Source organism: Cohnella sp. CFH 77786 (assembly GCF_019400745.1).
Classification (GTDB): domain Bacteria; phylum Bacillota; class Bacilli; order Paenibacillales; family Paenibacillaceae; genus Cohnella.
Window position 1 is genome coordinate 201,734 of record NZ_WJIB01000005.1, and the last position, 16,314, is coordinate 218,047.

At 57.9% G+C, this 16,314-nt stretch carries 10 protein-coding genes; 7 read left to right on the forward strand and 3 right to left on the reverse strand.

The window, feature by feature from the left end; translation table 11 throughout:
• Positions 1–18: 18 nt before the first annotated feature.
• Entirely contained in the window at positions 19–975 is a 957-nt protein-coding gene (locus GE107_RS10095) for an ATP-binding protein (RefSeq protein ID WP_219639558.1), read from the reverse strand.
• Between the two features lie 162 nt (positions 976–1,137).
• Here GE107_RS10095 and GE107_RS10100 point away from each other — a divergent pair, with 162 nt between their 5' ends.
• The 3 genes from GE107_RS10100 (at position 1,138) to GE107_RS10110 (ending at position 4,686) form a co-directional block, all read left to right on the forward strand.
• On the forward strand, positions 1,138–3,099 hold the full coding sequence (locus GE107_RS10100; protein ID WP_219639559.1) for a stalk domain-containing protein: 1,962 nt from the start codon (positions 1,138–1,140) through the stop codon (positions 3,097–3,099).
• 173 nt (positions 3,100–3,272) lie between these two features.
• Positions 3,273–3,605 carry an antibiotic biosynthesis monooxygenase family protein gene (locus GE107_RS10105; protein ID WP_219639560.1) on the forward strand — a complete coding sequence of 111 codons (333 nt, stop codon included), beginning with the start codon at positions 3,273–3,275 and terminating at the stop codon, positions 3,603–3,605.
• 319 nt (positions 3,606–3,924) lie between these two features.
• Positions 3,925–4,686, forward strand: a complete 762-nt coding sequence (locus GE107_RS10110) for a GTP cyclohydrolase II (protein ID WP_219639561.1) — start codon at positions 3,925–3,927, stop codon at positions 4,684–4,686.
• Positions 4,687–4,773: 87 nt separating this feature from the next.
• Here the strand turns inward: GE107_RS10110 and GE107_RS10115 are convergent, their stop codons facing one another.
• Complete coding sequence (locus GE107_RS10115) at positions 4,774–6,054, reverse strand: UDP-N-acetylmuramoyl-tripeptide--D-alanyl-D-alanine ligase (protein ID WP_370636349.1); 1,281 nt, start codon at positions 6,052–6,054, stop codon at positions 4,774–4,776.
• Between the two features lie 124 nt (positions 6,055–6,178).
• Between GE107_RS10115 and GE107_RS10120 the strand changes: the two genes are divergently transcribed.
• Positions 6,179–7,300, forward strand: coding sequence for a pyridoxal phosphate-dependent aminotransferase (locus tag GE107_RS10120; protein WP_219639562.1), 1,122 nt, complete (start codon positions 6,179–6,181; stop codon positions 7,298–7,300).
• Positions 7,297–8,247, forward strand: coding sequence for a 2-hydroxyacid dehydrogenase (locus GE107_RS10125; RefSeq protein ID WP_219639563.1), 951 nt, complete (start codon positions 7,297–7,299; stop codon positions 8,245–8,247). Before GE107_RS10120 ends, GE107_RS10125 begins: the two co-directional genes overlap by 4 nt.
• 45 nt (positions 8,248–8,292) lie before the next feature.
• On the opposite strand, the gene GE107_RS10130 is transcribed toward GE107_RS10125, so the two are convergent.
• The gene (locus GE107_RS10130; RefSeq protein ID WP_219639564.1) at positions 8,293–9,870 is read right to left on the reverse strand and encodes a BtrH N-terminal domain-containing protein; all 1,578 of its coding nucleotides are present in this window, start codon (positions 9,868–9,870) and stop codon (positions 8,293–8,295) included.
• A 417-nt stretch (positions 9,871–10,287) separates the two neighbouring features.
• Between GE107_RS10130 and GE107_RS10135 the strand changes: the two genes are divergently transcribed.
• Both GE107_RS10135 and GE107_RS10140 read left to right on the forward strand, forming a co-directional pair.
• Positions 10,288–14,784 (forward strand): non-ribosomal peptide synthetase, encoded by a 4,497-nt coding sequence (locus GE107_RS10135; protein WP_219639565.1) that lies wholly within the window; start codon positions 10,288–10,290, stop codon positions 14,782–14,784.
• A gap of 33 nt (positions 14,785–14,817) precedes the next feature.
• On the forward strand, positions 14,818–16,305 hold the full coding sequence (locus GE107_RS10140) for a SagB family peptide dehydrogenase (protein WP_219639566.1): 1,488 nt from the start codon (positions 14,818–14,820) through the stop codon (positions 16,303–16,305).
• The last annotated feature ends 9 nt before the right edge of the window (positions 16,306–16,314 follow it).

The following is a 16,314-nucleotide window of genomic DNA, read 5'->3' on the forward strand; positions in this document are numbered from 1 at the left end:
CTCCGCGCCGGTTTCCGTCTATTTGATGCCATGCTGCTTGGCGTATTCCAGAACGATTTGATAATCCCGGTTCACGTCGCTGAAGGTCGCGTAATTTTTGGCCGTCGAAAACCACTCCAGCGTCGTCGGTTTGCGGGACTTTAACGACTTCTTCAGGTCCTCTTGTGTAATCGGTTGAATGTCCCCCGTCTCAAACGTACGCTCCATCGCGGATTCCACGGCATCTTTCACCACCTGCTCGAGATCCGCCCCGGAGAAGTGCCTCGTTTCTGCAGCAATTCTTGTTAAATTCAGTGAATCCGTCGGTTTGCCGGACAATTTCAATTCGAGAATCTTCTGACGTTCGGCTTCACCAGGAGGCGGAACGAACACCAAATGGTTAAATCGTCCCGGACGGCGAAGAGCCGAGTCCAGATACCACGGCGTATTCGTTGCACCGATCACAAAAACTTGGTTGTTATGGGTTTGCAAGCCGTCCAGCTCCATCAGAAGCTGGTTGACGAGCATCCGGTCATGGTGCTGCCGCATCTGATGACGGCTGCCGCCCATCGCATCGAGTTCGTCGATGAAGATCACGCAAGGCTTGTTTTCCCGCGCCTTCTCGAAAATATCATGAAGATTGTGCTCGCTTTGCCCTACATACATGGAGAGAATCGCTTGTAGCTCTATATGCATGAAGTTCGCTTCGATTTCACCCGCAACCGCCCGAGCTAAAAACGTCTTCCCGCAGCCCGGCGGTCCGTACAGCAGCAAACTGCCTCCAGCCTCCTTGCCGTATGCGGCAAACACCTCCGGCTGTTTAAGGGGAAGTATGAAATTCATTCTGATTTTCTTTTTTACGTCATCCAGTCCGCCTACATCGGCAAACGTTTCCTTCGGTTTATCAGACTCTATCAGCGATTGATCGTCTTTGCTGAATTGAATGAGTTTTAGGTTTTTCCTCCTGCGTTCGGCGAGCTCGTCATGGTCGGACATCGGTTATCTCTCCCCTATGCGTACTAGAACTAGTTTACCATATTCCAAAATGCGGGAGAGGGGGCATTTTTTATAATTGGAAAAGAATGGGGAGGAAAATGGCGATAGATGTCGAATTACGCAATGTGAAATTTCGATACCGGGGTAGGGAGTGTCGTTTCTGTGAAAAAATTACTAAGCCTCTGGCTCGCGATTTGCTTGATGGCGGGAGGCTTCGGAGGGTCATCCGCATCGGCAGCCGACGAGGGCGGCGAGTTGCGAATCGTAGAGCCGATCGGCGAAAAAGCCCTGCTTATGAGCGACGGGTCGATGTGGACATGGGACGCCACGAACATGATCCGCACGCCGGGAAACTTCGCCGCCGCGGCCGGGGAAGATTATCGGGGCGGATACGCGTTGACATCGGACGGGCGAGCGGCCGCCTGGTCGTTCGGACGGCCGAAGATTTTGCCGAATCTGACCGGAGTTCGCCAGGTGACCCACGGGTATTTCCTCAAGTCCGACGGGACCGTGTGGACCGAGTCCGGACAGGAGAAGGATTATGCGGATATCGCCTTGATTGACGCGAATTCCCGTTTCTTCGCGGCGCTCTCCCGCAAGGGCGATGTCATTTACGACGGATCTTACGGCATCAAGAAATTGGGCAACGTCGCAGACGCGGCTTCCGTGGTTACCCTTGCCGTAGCGGACAACATGGTCGCTTTATTGTACAACAGCGGGAAAGTGACGATCTACGATACCGCCATCTTCGACGATCATGGCCGCATTGTTCCCGTCACGTCTGCGGAGGATGCCGTACATATCGCCTATGCGGCGAAAACGGAGAAGCCTCTTGGCGAATCCGACAAGCTGATCATCACGCGCAAAGACGGATCCGTGTGGATTACGGGAAAATACGAGAAGAGATTCACTCCGACGACGAAAATCGAGGGACTTGCGGACATCGTAAGAACGGCCCCGCTCACCAACGAGAAACGTTTTTACAAGCAAGGCCGCAACGGCGACTGGGTGCTGTACGATAACGGAGCGATCAAGCCGCTTAAGGTTCCCGCCGTCCAATCGTTGGCCGTCTCCCTCTCGAATCCGCAACCGAACGTAGGGGAGAGCGTCGAGGTCGACATTTCGGAAACCTATACGAACGGCGCGAAAATCAAAGTGGCGCCGTCAGAAGCCGAAATCGCGGTCGAGAAGCCGCATTTGCTGAAGCTGCAGGCAGACGGAACGTTGAAGGTGCTCGGAGTCGGCGAATCGAAGGTCGCCGTTACCTCGGGCGGACAGACCGCTTCCGTTACCCTCTCATCCGCGCTTAGACATAGCCTGAAATACGCGAAACAAGTGAAGGGTATCGCTTATGTGCCGATAAAACCGGTCATCCAGGCGATCGGAGGAACGGTAACGAAGTCCTCGGAGGCCGGCGGGTTGGATATCAAGGTCGGAGAGACTGCACTGAAGCTGAAAACCGGCGATTTGAACGCGACCCTAAACGGTCGGCCCTATCGGATGAAAGCGGCCATGATCGCGGAGGGAGGGGAGAGCTATATCCCCGCCTCCTTATTGTCCGATTCATGCGGCGCGTCGGTGAAGTGGAACGACAAATGGAAGCAGGTCGAGATCTCGTTCGGCAAATCCGTCTTGACCGTCGTATCCGCGGAAACGGCCGCCCTCGTCAAGAAGGCGGCGCAGGGAAGTCTCGCCCGGTACATCGGGAAATCCTATTGGGTCAATCATTTCCAGGATTACGAACGTTTCACGAAGGTGACGATCGTCGACATCTTGCCGGACGATACCGGAGACTTTGCCATCGTCTTCAAGACCCCGTCAGGCAAGAAGCTGACCACATATCCGATGAGGGCTTCTTACATCCCCGATCTGCTTGGCGCCAGCGATACCTTCCTGACTTACGACCCTTATAAGAAATACAAATGGTCGTCTTCCGTGTGGAAGCATGTCAAGGCGGGGGAAGTCGTGCTCGGCATGACCAAGGACCAGGTCGCGCTGGCTTGGGGAGCTCCGGCGAGCAAAACGGTAACGACCGCGAACGGCAAAAAGATCGAAGTCTGGGTGTACGGCAATTTCAACTCCGTCGGTTTCGTGAACGGCAGCGTTGTTTTGATCTATTCCTAATGATTCGTTGACAGGCTGGCGCCGCATCTCTTGGCGCCAGCTTTTTGCTTGCAGGAAGTCGTTTGATTTATCTTCATCAAACTTTTTCATCCCTATCATCGAAAAACCTCATTTCCGCGCTGGATTGCCATGCTTATAATCGAGATAATGATCTTGATGAGGAGGCAGCGGTTATGAATGGATTCCAAGAGCCGCCATTGAAGGCCTATTACGCCGTCATCTTTACGAGTCAACGGACACCCGGGGATAATGGCTACGGGGAAACGGACCGGAGAATGGATGAACTTGTATCGGAGCAGCTCGGATTCCTCGGAGCCGAAAGCGTCAGGAACGAATCTGGATTCGGCATTACGATCTCTTATTGGTCGAGCCTGGAAGCGATCCGGAACTGGAAGAAGAACGAAGCGCACCGAGCCGCGCAAGAGAAGGGCAGGGAAGCCTGGTACGAGAAATACACGGTCCGGGTGTGCAAAGTCGAGCGGGAGTATTCCTTTCAAGCGGAATAAGACGTCACGGCCCGATCGCTCAGCCATCGGCTGCCTCGGTAACGAGGCATTTTTTATTGACGGCGGACCATTTAACAAACAACGATCAGTCGCGGAGTTGCTCGAAAACCGGTTCCATCAGCACGGCATCCGTACGAAACGAGAAGTGCAAAGGGGGCTGGACCGCGGCTCCTGGGCCGCGTTGAAGCACATGTACCCGAATGCCGATATTCCCGTCATCCAATTGTCGGTACATCCTTTTCTGCCGCCAAGGAACAATATAACATCGCTGTGTTTCGATATTGAACCAAGCCAAACGGACGACCAGAGGAGACGGAACATGCCCGCCACGAAACCTTTCGATTCCAAAGCCATCTCACTGCTGAAGGACAAAGTTCGCCTGATCCGATCGGGCAACAAAGCCATATATCTCGTAGGTCCAATCCGATTGCCGGTAAACCTGGACGGGCAGACGATCGAATTCAATTGGTACTGCTGGTTGAATTGCAATGAGGTCACGGAGGATATCGAACGAATCGTCGAGAAGCTGTCCTCCGTCAATCTGGCCGAGTTTCAACAGTCCAGCGTGCTGGTCCACGGGGATTTCCGACATGCCGAACATGCGCTTATCCGATTCCATTCCATCTGCCACACCGGGGACATTTTCGGCAGCAAGCGATGCGATTGCGGTTACCAGTTGAAGCAGTCGATGAAGCACATCGCCGAGAGCGGTCATGGCGCGCTGTTTTATCTGGCGAACCACGAAGGCAGGGGAATCGGGCTCTTCAGCAAAGCCCTTGCCTATATTCTGCAAGAAAACGGATACGATACGGTGGATGCGAACCATATGCTCGGCTTCGCGGACGATACGCGCAGCTACGGCGACGCGATCGAGGTACTGAAGGCGCTCCGGACGAAGCCGGTCACGCTGATCACGAACAATCCCCGCAAGCTTGAAGCCTTAAAGGCGGCGGGCTTGTCCGTCGAGGATCGGGTGCAGCTATGGGGCGACGTGTCCGAATACAACGAGAAGTACTTACGGACGAAAATCGAACGCTCCGGGCATCTGAACGAAGAAGAAGGATGCTGCGATAACGACTAAAACCCGCGCTCGGCGCGGGTTTTACGTTAGCATCATTTCCATCCGGCAAACCGGGCTAGCGAGTCAGTATCTTGTGTTGCCAATCATCTATAATGCCGATTCCACGGTTTCGGTGCCTGCCGAGAGCGTTCCTTGCTGCGGACTTTGACCGGGAGATTTGGCGTCCTTAACCTCCGCTTTGACATCGTGCTTCACTTTCGCCAGGCGAGCCCGTTTCGCGGACAAATGACGTTTCAAAAACGCGACGGTCCGTTCCAATTTCAGGAGGTGCGTTCCTTTCACGAGAACGGCCGTGTTCGGGCCAATCGTCTTGGCCAAAGCCCGATGCAGCGCCGGCCTGGTCTGATAGCTGTGTATGCGGGCCGCAGGGAAACCGGCTTCCTTCGCTCCTTGAGCGATATGAAGGGCTAGCTTGCCGATCGTGAACAAATGGGACAAACCTTTGCTTGCGGCATACCGGCCTACATCTTTATGTCCTTTCACCGCATATTTCCCCAAATCCTTCATGTAGCCGATGACCGCAATGCGGTTTTTCCGGCCGATGGTCGACAACACGTCCAACGCCGCCTTGGTCGCGTTCGGATTGGAGCTGAAGGTGTCGTCGATGATGGTAATCCGGTTCGGCCGTTCCGTCCGGACGAGTCTCCTGTAGGGGATCGGGTACCGGGCGAGACCTCTTCTTATGTGGCCGGTCGAGAAACCAAGCCGATGACTCACGGCAATGGCATTCAACGCGTTATAGACATTGTGCGCCCCTAAGCACGGGATGCGGAATCCCGTGTCTTTGCCGTTTAACCGCACGCGAAAAGAAACCCCTTGCCTGGTGGTTTTCACTTGGCGCGCCCTGTAATCCGCCCGTTTTCGAACGCCTACCGTTACCCGGGTACCTTTAAAGCCTTTGGTCCACAGCAGCTTGGAGTTGGCGTCGTCGGCATTGAGCACGAGCAATCCCGTCGGCTTCATGTATCGGATCATTTCGGATTTGGCCTTCGCGATGCCTTGGACCCTGTTCCCAAGCTTACCGATGTGTGCCGTTCCCACGTTGGTAATGATCCCGACCGTCGGTTGCATGGCTTTGCAGTGCGCCCGGATGATACCGAAGCCCATCATGCCGTACTCCATGACTGCGGCGCGGTGGTGGGAGCGAATCTGTTTGGCGTAACGGCGGGTGGCCGAGACGGAGTTGTGGTTGGAGTAGGTTTTCAATATTTTCCAACGCGTGCGCAAGATGGAGGCGATCATTTCCTTGGTCGTCGTTTTCCCCGCGCTGCCGGTGACGGCGATGACGTGGAGTTTGCGTTTCGCGATGCGAATCCCTCGCTTTCCAATGTCCTTGCCATACCTTATGCCGGGTAAAAATGGTCGGATTAGACGATTGCCGTCTAAAATTTGGGTGTATGGCAGGTGGCGGGAGGGGAGGGTAGACTCGTATAGTGTAGGGGCTCTCGACGAGCGGGAAGCCAATACCTGGAGGAAACGGGGGATCTCGCGAATGCGGTTGCCCAATTTGACGCGTTACGAGTCGATCGGCATCAACCGGACGTTTAATCTGGCAGACGGTCATGCGCATCAGCCGCAATCCGTCTCGCAGCGGCAGATCGTCGGCCGTCTGCCCGAGTTGTTCGACGAGGCGGAATACGCGCGTCAATCCGACTTGGAGGAAGAATTCCGCGGTCTCTTCTACGGCCTGGCTGGACAGCGAACCGCCGCAACGCTTCCCAGAGCGTTATGCTGTTATTCCGCGTCCCTGTCCACCGATTTGATCGCCACTTACGCGGCTTCCAGAGGGCTGCGGGTGGCCCTGCTTCATCCGTGCTTCGACAACCTGGCGACCATAATGAAAAGAAGAGAGGTTCCCTTGGTTCCCTTGAGCGAGCAACAATTGTCGCCGGAACGTTTGGACGACACCTTCGCGAATCTTGCCGCAGACGCCGTATTCCTGACGCTGCCGAACAATCCGACCGGCTTCGAAATGTCCCGCGAAGCTTGGGAACGGCTGGTCTCGCTCTGCGGAAGATTCGATAAGCTGCTCATCCTGGATTTCACGTTCCGATTCTTCTCCCGGCAGCCGTTCTGGGACCAATACGAATTGCTGGAACAATCGGGCATCCGTTATCTCGCCGTAGAGGATACGGGGAAAACCTGGCCCACTCAAGACTTGAAATGCAGCATCTTGGCCATGAGCCCGGATTTGCACGCGGACATTCTCGAGCTGCACAATGACATTTTGCTGAACGTGTCGCCGTTCATTCTGAGGCTGCTCAACGAGTATTTGAAAGATACCGAGCGGGAAGGTCTTCCATCGGCGATATGGGCGACGATCGACCGCAACCGGCAGATGGTGAGGGAAGCGATCGACTCTACATTCCTGTTTCCGGAGAATCCCGATTCGACGATCAGCGTGGAATGGCTCCGCATCCGGAATCCCAGCATCCGCAGCGTGGATCTGGTAGACCGGCTGCATGGGCATGGACTTGGCATCCTCCCGGGCGATCACTTCTATTGGGCGGACTTAAGCGAAGGAGAGCGCTTCGTCCGATTCGCCCTGGCCAGAAGTCCGGAGATGGTCGAGCGGGCTTGCTCCATTCTGCGGGAAGGTATCGGACTTCGATGAAAATCGTCTACTTGGATAAGCCGACCTACATGCCGGATTCGTTCGTCCGCGAGATGGGGAAGCTTGGCGCGTTTGAAATCTACGAAGACCGGCCGGATGAAGAGACGGCCGTTCGCAGGCTGACGGAGGCGGACATCGCCATCGTGGAATGGACCCGGTTGACGGCAGATATGTTCGCGCGGATCCGCAGGCTGCAATATCTGAGCCTCGTCATGACCTCTTGCGATTTGATCGACCTTCCGGCCGCCGGAGCTGCCGGTATCGAGGTTTCCAACTGCCCGACCTATTCCGCGCGGTCGGTCGCAGAGCACGTATTTGCCTTGCTGATGGCGGTAAACCGCCGCATCCTCCATGCGGACCGGACGGTGCGGCAAGGCGGCAGCCATGTTTACGGACCTTTTCTGGGCAAGGAGTTGTTCGGAGCCACGTTCGGCGTCATCGGAACCGGCCGAATCGGACAGGAGGCTGCGCGCATTGCGCGCGGCTTCGGCATGCGGGTGATCGGCTCGAACCTTTCGGGCAGGGAAGTTCCGGGTATCGAGAGGAAAGAGCTGGAGGAACTGATGCGCGAAAGCGATGTCGTTTCGGTACATGCGCCGCACAATGATACGACGAGAGGCATGCTGTCCGCCGAGCTGCTCGCCTCGATGAAACCGTCCGCGATACTCATCAATACTTGCCGGGCCGCCTTGGTCGATGAGGAGGCGCTGTTCTCGCTGCTGCGGGACGGGAGAATCGCCGGCGCGGGGCTGGACGACGTGGCGAAGGTGAGGGACAATCCGTTGTACGCGCTCGGCAACGTCGTGTTCAGCCCGGGATCCGCATGGTACACCCGCGAAGCACGGGACGCGAACATGGTAGAGCTGCTCGAAAATATCCGGAGCTACGTAAACGGAACGCCGAAGAATATCGTGAACGGGAAGTATTTGTCGGGTCGCAGACTCTAATCCGGTGCGCGAAAGCCCCGTTCCTGTGCGGAACGGGGTTTTGGTTTACTTCCACATCGATACGGCAAACACGAATAGCGTCGGCATAACCGGCAGAACGAGCTGCGCAGCGGTTAGCCCGGTCCGTCCGAGATCCGCTTCGCCGGCGAATAAATTGACTCTGTTCGCTTGCCTTCCCTTCTCCCGGTGTACCAAGGGAGCGGACCAAGCCGATTTCTCCCCCGCGACGGGTTCGGAACTCCACCAATCCGCGAATCCGAGCGGGATGGGCTCATTCGAGCCGTCCGCGTACACGACGGTGAAAGTGTCCATACAGCTGCCGTACTGGCCGCTTGCCAAGATGGCAATGCCGCGGTACCGGCCCGCGGGAAGCGGAATCGATTGGCCGGCGCACGCGATATTGTCGCAGCCGCCGGCCGGGGTTGCCGGGAAAATGAACGTCATATCCCCGACCCGAAGCAGCCCGTCTTCGGGCAGTCCTTCCCGTGCATAGCAGTACCCGTCGTTGTCGAAATCCGCCGTGCCCAGGTCGTTCTCGATGCCGATTCCATCGCAGAAGCCGCTCACGTCGACCGGAATGATGAGACGGGCCCTTGCCGCGGAAGACGGGGTTGCCGGTTCCCGGCCGTTCGGCAAAGAGGCGGTCCGCGCGGCGGCGACCGGTGAAGCGAATGCGCTCAGCGCGCGCTCTGCCGCGAGGATCTCGGCTTCCGCCGCGCTAAGGATTTTGGCGCAGACGCTCTCCGTCATTTTCGCGTCCATGCGTTCCGGGGGCAGGTAATTCAGCTTGACGATCATGGCCCGTACGGTGCTCCATTTGTTGGAGATTTGGCGCATTTCCCCGGAAGAGACCGCGAGCATCGGCATCTCGAACCGTTCCGCTACATCATTCAGCATGCTTGCGTAGTTCACTCGAGCCGTGACCAGCGAGTTCAGCTTTAAGAACAGCCATCCGGCCATGAAAAGGGAACGGTTCTCCGCTTCGTCCTCGAACCGGATGGAGGGAAACGCCTCCGCGAAACGGCGGAAACCGTCGGGAGACGAATCGAGGTGCTCCCGGAGCAGCATCCGGATTCGGTCCGTAACGAAATCGCGATCCGCGCCTGGGCCGTCGACGGGTTCGATCGTCATGAAGCCCAGAAGTCCGTCCGTGTATAAATGCCCTGCGAGAAGGGTATTTCTCTTCTGAAAGAACGGGTCGACGACCGTCAAGTCTCCCGACTCAGGATCGAGGCCCGTGACGAGCATGACATGCGTAGGGAAGTGAAGGGTCATATAATTGGGGTCCCACGGACTGTAGTAGGTATCGAGGTTCAAGACGACGGGATTCCCTTTGGCCAGCTGCTCGCGGATCAATGCCAATCCTTCATCGGGATCGGGGTTCCGGTAGATTCGGATCGAATATCCGTGGAGCAGCTCGAGCATCTCGAGCGAGTCGCCGACACCGATCCGCATGCGGCTGCCGAACGTGGAACCCGGGGCGTAAGGAGCGAAATCGAATTTCAGCGCATTCGCGTACATCAGCTTATAACCTTTGCGGAACCAGCCGTCCAGCGTCACGATCACGTCATCGAAACAGTCTCCGCCCGCGCTTTTGAGCGGTTCCACTTCCAGCGCTTTCATCCGGGCGTCCTCCTCTCTATGGGAAAACGGCAGGCCAAGCCGAGAATTCAAGGATAATATTAGACTAGATTAAGCGCCATGTAAACAATTGGTTGATATGAATGCTTTTAGCATTCCTATCTTGACGCGAATAAAATCCGCCAGTATCATAGAAGCAAAGTTCGTAATTAACGCGCGTTTACAGCGAATGACCGCATACTCCCATCCATCTCGCCTCAGCGTCCTCACAAGCTATCTTTTCCTTCAAGATCTATTTCTTCAGCCAGAAGCTTTATCCTCTATCGAAACAACTGGAAATACCGCAAGCAAGCGACTCCTTACTCGCAAATGCAGCCCAGGTATCGATGCGATGGACCAGAAAACGTTTTCGGTTTTTTGGTGACTGGTGATCTCGATCGTAAGGGGGAGGTTTTGCCGATGGGCGTTGGATATCATACCCTGACACATGCGCAAAAACGAGTTTGGTATACGGAGCGCATCTATCCGGGGACCTCACTGCACAACATCACCGGATCCGTCCGAATCCGCGGGCCGCTCGATTTCCGGCTGCTGGAGCGGGCGATCCTGGAACAGGTGCGTTTGCATGACGCGCTTCGGTTAAGGGTGGACGATCTGGACGGTTCCCCGGTTCAGTACACGGCGCCGATCGATCACGCTGCCACCGGGTTCTATGACTTCACAGCCAGCACCGATCCGGAAGCCGATTACTCCCGTTGGGTGGAGAAGACGGCATCCTTGCCGTTCCGACTGGATAACGCGCCGCTCATCGGGTTCCCGATGTTCCGGCTCGCGGAAGGGGACGGAGGGTTTCTCGTGAAATTTCACCATCTCGTCTCGGACGGTTGGTCGAGCAGCATGCTGATCGAGCGGATCCGGGACTCGTACGAACGGCTGTTGAAAGGTGAGCCGGGAGAGGACGGTTCCGCGCCATCCTACCTCGATTACGTCAAGCGGGAAGCCGAATACGTTCGCTCCGCGAGATTCCATCGCGACGGACGGTTCTGGAGGGACAGGCTGGCGGGATGGCCGCCGGAGCAGCCGCCGGAGCCAACCGTTTCGCTGGCGGGCCGGAGAAAAACCTTCCGGATCGACCCGCAACGATCCGCCGCCGTTAAAACGTTCGCCGCGGAAGCCGGCGGTTCACTCACGGGGTTCTTTATCTTTCTGTATCTGCTGTACGCTTACAAGTCAAGCGGCCGACCCGAGACCGTGATCGGAACGCCCGTGTTTAACCGGTCGGGACCGAAGGAGAAAGCGACGGCCGGCATGTTCACGAGTACGATGCCGTTCCGATTCGCGTTCGACGACAACGCCTCCTCCGTCGATACGCTGTCGCGCATCGGCCGTGAACTGGCGCATTGCTACCATCACCAGAAATATCCGTACGATCTTCTGGCGCAAGACTTGCAGCTCAAAAAACGCGGCATCGACCGGTTGTTCGACGTGAGCGTCAATACGTACAACACCCGGGTGATCCGCGAGTGGGCCGGCTGGCCTGCCGAAGTCACGGAGCATCACGGAGGAAACCAGCTATTCTCGCTGCAGCTCGTGGTCAAGGATTGGTCGGGAGACGGCTTGACGGTCGAGATCGATTACAAGACCGCGGAGCGTACCGAGGAGCAAGTCGATGTTCTGTTCAAGCGGTTGATCGCGCTGATGGATAACGTGCTTTCGGCACCGGGGGAGCCGGTCGGACGGCTTACGCTGCTGAACGAGGCCGATAAGCGGCAGTTTGCCGCTTATAACGCGACCGGAGCCGATTATCCGCGGAACAAAACCATCCATCGGCTGGTCGAGGAACAGGCCGAGCGAACGCCGGACGCCACGGCCGTCACGTTCGGGCCGGCACGGCTGACGTACCGGCAATTGAACGAGAAAGCCGATCGGCTTGCCGCATGGCTCGCATCGAGGGGCGTCGGCAGGCAAACGGCGGTAGGCTTGCTCGTCCGGCATGCCACGGAGACGGTGGTCGCCATTCTGGCGGCGCTGAAGGCGGGCGCGGCCTATGTGCCTGTCGATCCCGATTACCCGGCGGAACGGATCGGGTATATGCTCGCGGACTCGGGTTGCGTGCTGCTGCTGGCGAACGTCGCGATCCCGGAGGGGACTGGCTTCGCGGGACCGGTCGGCCGGCTGGACGATCCTGCCCTATATGCAGAGACACCCGTCCGGCTCCCTGAAGCGACGCCTGAGGATTTGGCGTACATCATTTATACGTCGGGCTCGACCGGCCGGCCCAAAGGCGTCATGATCGATCACAGGGGCCTGGTCAATTACATCTGGTGGGCATGCAGGCAATACGTGAAGGACGAATGCGAAGTGTTTCCGCTGTACTCCTCGCTCGCATTCGACTTGACCGTTACTTCCGTATTCACGCCGTTGGTTTCGGGAGGAAGCATCGCTGTATACCGGGACGACGAAGACGAGTACGTGCTTCATCGGATCATGAAGGACAAACGGTCCACGGTCGTCAAACTGACGCCGTCCCATCTGAGTTTGCTGCAAGACTTGGACAACCGGGGCAGCTCGGTCAAACGATTCATCGTAGGGGGGGAAGATTTAAGAACCGATCTCGCCAAGCGCATTCACGACAGCTTCGGCGGACGAATCGAAATTTGCAACGAATACGGGCCGACGGAGACGGTCGTCGGCTGCATGATACACAAGTACGACCCAAGGCGCGACATCCGGGCTTCGGTGCCGATCGGGGTACCGGCGGACAATGTCGGCATCCACGTGCTGGATGCCCAGTTGAATCCCGTACCGGAACAGGTGCTGGGCGAACTCTATATTACCGGCGACGGATTGGCTCGCGGTTACCGGAATCGGCCGGACCTGACCGCGGAGCGATTCGTTCCTTGCCCGTTTCTCCCGGGGAGGCTGATGTACCGCACGGGCGATCTTGCCCGCCGGCTGGAGGACGGCAAGATCGAGTATGCCGGACGCGTCGACCGGCAAGTGAAAATTCGGGGCCATCGGATCGAATTGGGCGAAATCGAACGGGCGCTGACTTCGCACGCGTCGGTGCGGGAGGCCGTCGTTATCGACCATGAGGCGGAGGACGGGGGCAAATGCCTCTGCGCCTATGTAGTCCGTTCATCCGGCGAAGCCGCGGATCTGCTCTCGTACTTGCACGGTATGCTGCCTTCCTACATGATTCCGGCCTCTATCGCGGAGCTGGAGCGAATTCCGCTTAATTCGAACGGGAAGGTCGACCGGGGGCGCCTTCCGGAGCCTTCTTTCGGCCGCGCGGCGGCGCGGCGGGTCCCGGACAACCGGACACAAGGGCAGGAAACCTCCGTACTGATCGTCGCGGCAAGGGACGTTCTGCAGACGGATGATCTAAGTTCGGATGATCATTTCTATCAGGCCGGCGGCGATTCGATCAAGGCGATTCAGCTCGCTTCGAAGCTCCGGAGCGCCGGTTTCTCCATCAAAGTCGCGGACATCCTGGCCTATCCGGTCTTCGGCGAGATGGCGGAGCGGATGACGGCAATCGGTTCGGACGCCCGCGCCGAGGAGCCGGCCGAGGGCGAGGTTCCTTCCACTCCGATATACGAATGGTTTGTCTCGCAGCCGTTTGCCGAAAGGCATCATTACGTCCAATCGGTGCTGTTGCGGTTGAAACGGAGCATGACGGCCCAAGAGGCGGAAACGATCGTGCGCGGTCTGATTGCGCAGCACGATTCGCTTCGTCTCGGCGCCGCTCCGTCGACCCGAGGTCTCCGCTACAACGGGGAGGCGCGGATCGAACCGGTGGAGACATTCGATTTGACCGGTCTCGCGTACGAAGAGCAGCTTCGGCGGATGTCCGAGATCGGGGAGCGGCTCAAGGCCGGTTTCCGCTTGGACCGCGACGCCTTGCTGAAAGCGTGCTTGTTCGAATTGGGAGGCGAGGAGCGCCGGCTGCTGCTGGTCGCTCACCATATCGCGGTCGACGCGGTATCCTGGACGATTCTGCTGGAGGATTTCGTCCGCCTTCACCGGAATCTGACGCTGCCGGAGCCTCTCCCGCTGCCGGCCAAAACGGTTTCCTACCGGCGGTGGGCCGAACATTTGCGAAGCCGGGCGGAGGAAGCGGAGAAAGAGCTCCTTTATTGGCGGCAAGTGCTGGAGAAAGGGAATGCCGAGGCGGATCGCCGGTTCATGCCCCGAGCTCGGTCGAGCCGGGAAGGGACGGCGGGGTCGGCGACGGTCATGGAGCGGCTATCGGCCGAGGATACGGAGCGATTGCTCAAGGAGTCCCATGCCGCCTACGGGACGAATACGCAGGACTTGCTCGTCGCGGCACTCGCTGCAGCCGTTTCGGAGACGTTCGGTTTGACCCGTCCCGTTATCGAATTGGAGGGACATGGACGGGAGCCCGGGGATCCGTCCGTCGATCTGTCCCGAACGGTCGGCTGGTTCACTTGCCTGTATCCGGTTCGGCTTCCGCAAGTGGAGGGCATTGCATGGGCGGAACGCATCAAAGCCGTCAAGGAGACACTGCGGCAAGTGCCGTCCAAAGGCATCGGGTTCGGGATATTGACGCGGCTGTCGCGCAGATTGGACGATCCCGGTGCGGGCGCGCGAATCCGTCTGAATTATGTCGGCGAACTGGATGCTTCGCTGGGCGGAGGCGATCTGTTCGCTCTGTCGGACGAGCCTTCGGGATTGGACAGCGGAGCGGGCAACCCTCCGACCGCCCCCTTCGATATCGCGGCAATGGTGATCGGAGGCCGCATGCGCCTCGTCGTCGCGTACGACCGCGCAGCGTTCGATCCCGAGACCGCGACCGGATTCGCCGGGTGTTTCGCCGGCCGGATCGAAGAGCTGATCCGACATTGCTGCGGCGTACGGGAAAGGGTGTACACGCCGTCCGATTTCGCCACCGTCGCCCTGTCCCAGAAGGCGCTGGACAGCTTGTTTCAGTGAAAGTCCCAAGGCCAACTAACCGGGAGAGTGGGGATGAAGAACATGACCAAATCCATGACGACCGCGGCTGATCATCTGTCCATTTTCCAGTACCGAAGAGGACGGGAATACGAGGGCAACCGGTTCGACTTGAGTCCGAGGCCCGAGCGGTTCAAGAAGTACAACGGGCCATGCCTTCGGCTCAAAACTTCGGTTTACAAGGACGAAGGGCTTCGTTCGGTAGGCGGGCTCACCGGCCGGGAAATGCTGGAGCGGATTTTGCTCCCCTCGTTCGGCGTGACCTCCGTCAAGTTTCACGGGCATCAGTCGGAAATGCTGTGGTCGTTTCCTTCGGCAGGGGGCTGCTATCCCGTGGAAATCTACGTGGCCGTCCGGCGTCTTGGAGAGGTGGAGCCGGGACTCTACTACTACTGCGCGCTGGAAACCTCGCTCTACAAGCTGGCGAACGGGCAGGCGGCGGGCGGATTGGCGCCCTCCCTGCGTGAAGCCGACCGGGACGCCGACGTTTACTTCATCCTGTCGGTCGTTCCTTGGCGGACCTGCTGGAAATATTCGCACAAGGGCTACCGGTTCGGTCTGCTCGACGCCGGCCACGTCGCAGCCAATTTTCAGCTCGTCCTGCGGGCGCTCGGTTTTCGCTTCTCCGCTTATACGAGCTTGCATTCGGCGGAGGTTGGAGAGCTTCTTCAACTGGACGAATATGAAATGCCGATCGCCATCATCGCATCGCGTCTCTACGATCCGAAAGCGGACGATCCGGCAAAGCCGTCCGCAACGGACGCGCCGCCCCTCGAATCGCCGATCTCCCGCAAATGCCGGCATTCGGAAGACCCGGACATCCGGTTGTTCGACTGGGAGCCGATTCTGGATTTTCAACGGAAAGTGGAGCTTTCGGTTCGGGAGCCTTCGGACCGCTGGCTGACGCAGCTCTCTCTGCCGTCGGAATGGACGGATTACGGACGGCTTCTCCAACTGATCATCGAGCGAAGGTCGAGTTCCGCTTATACCCGTTGCGAACTTGCGGCCGCGGAATTCCGGGCCATGCTGACCATGATATTCAGGCTCGGCCTTCATTCTTCCTTCCACGCGATCGTACATGGAGTCGAAGGTGTAAGGCCCGGCGTCTACCGATACGAGTACGGCCGGCCGGTCTGTTTGTCGGAAGGAAATTACCGCGAAACGTCGTCGGACATTTGCCTGGGACAAGCGTTCATCCGAGATTGCTCGGTGCTGTTCGTCTTTTCCGTCGACGCTTCGCATATCCCGGAGGACGAATTTTCCCGGTACCAGCAATGCTCCATCGACGGAGGCATGTTGGGACAGATGATGTATTTGAAATCCCAGGAGATGGGACTCGGGTTCTCCATCATCGGCGGTTATTACGACGAGGAGCTTCGGGAACTGCTTCAGCTGCCGCCTACGCACCAAATCGTATGCGCGGGCGCCTGGGGACGCAATGTCCCGGATGCCGCCTCGGTCCGCAAGAACGATCGCTACCAATTGAACAGGCCGCAACGGTAGGAGGGAGCT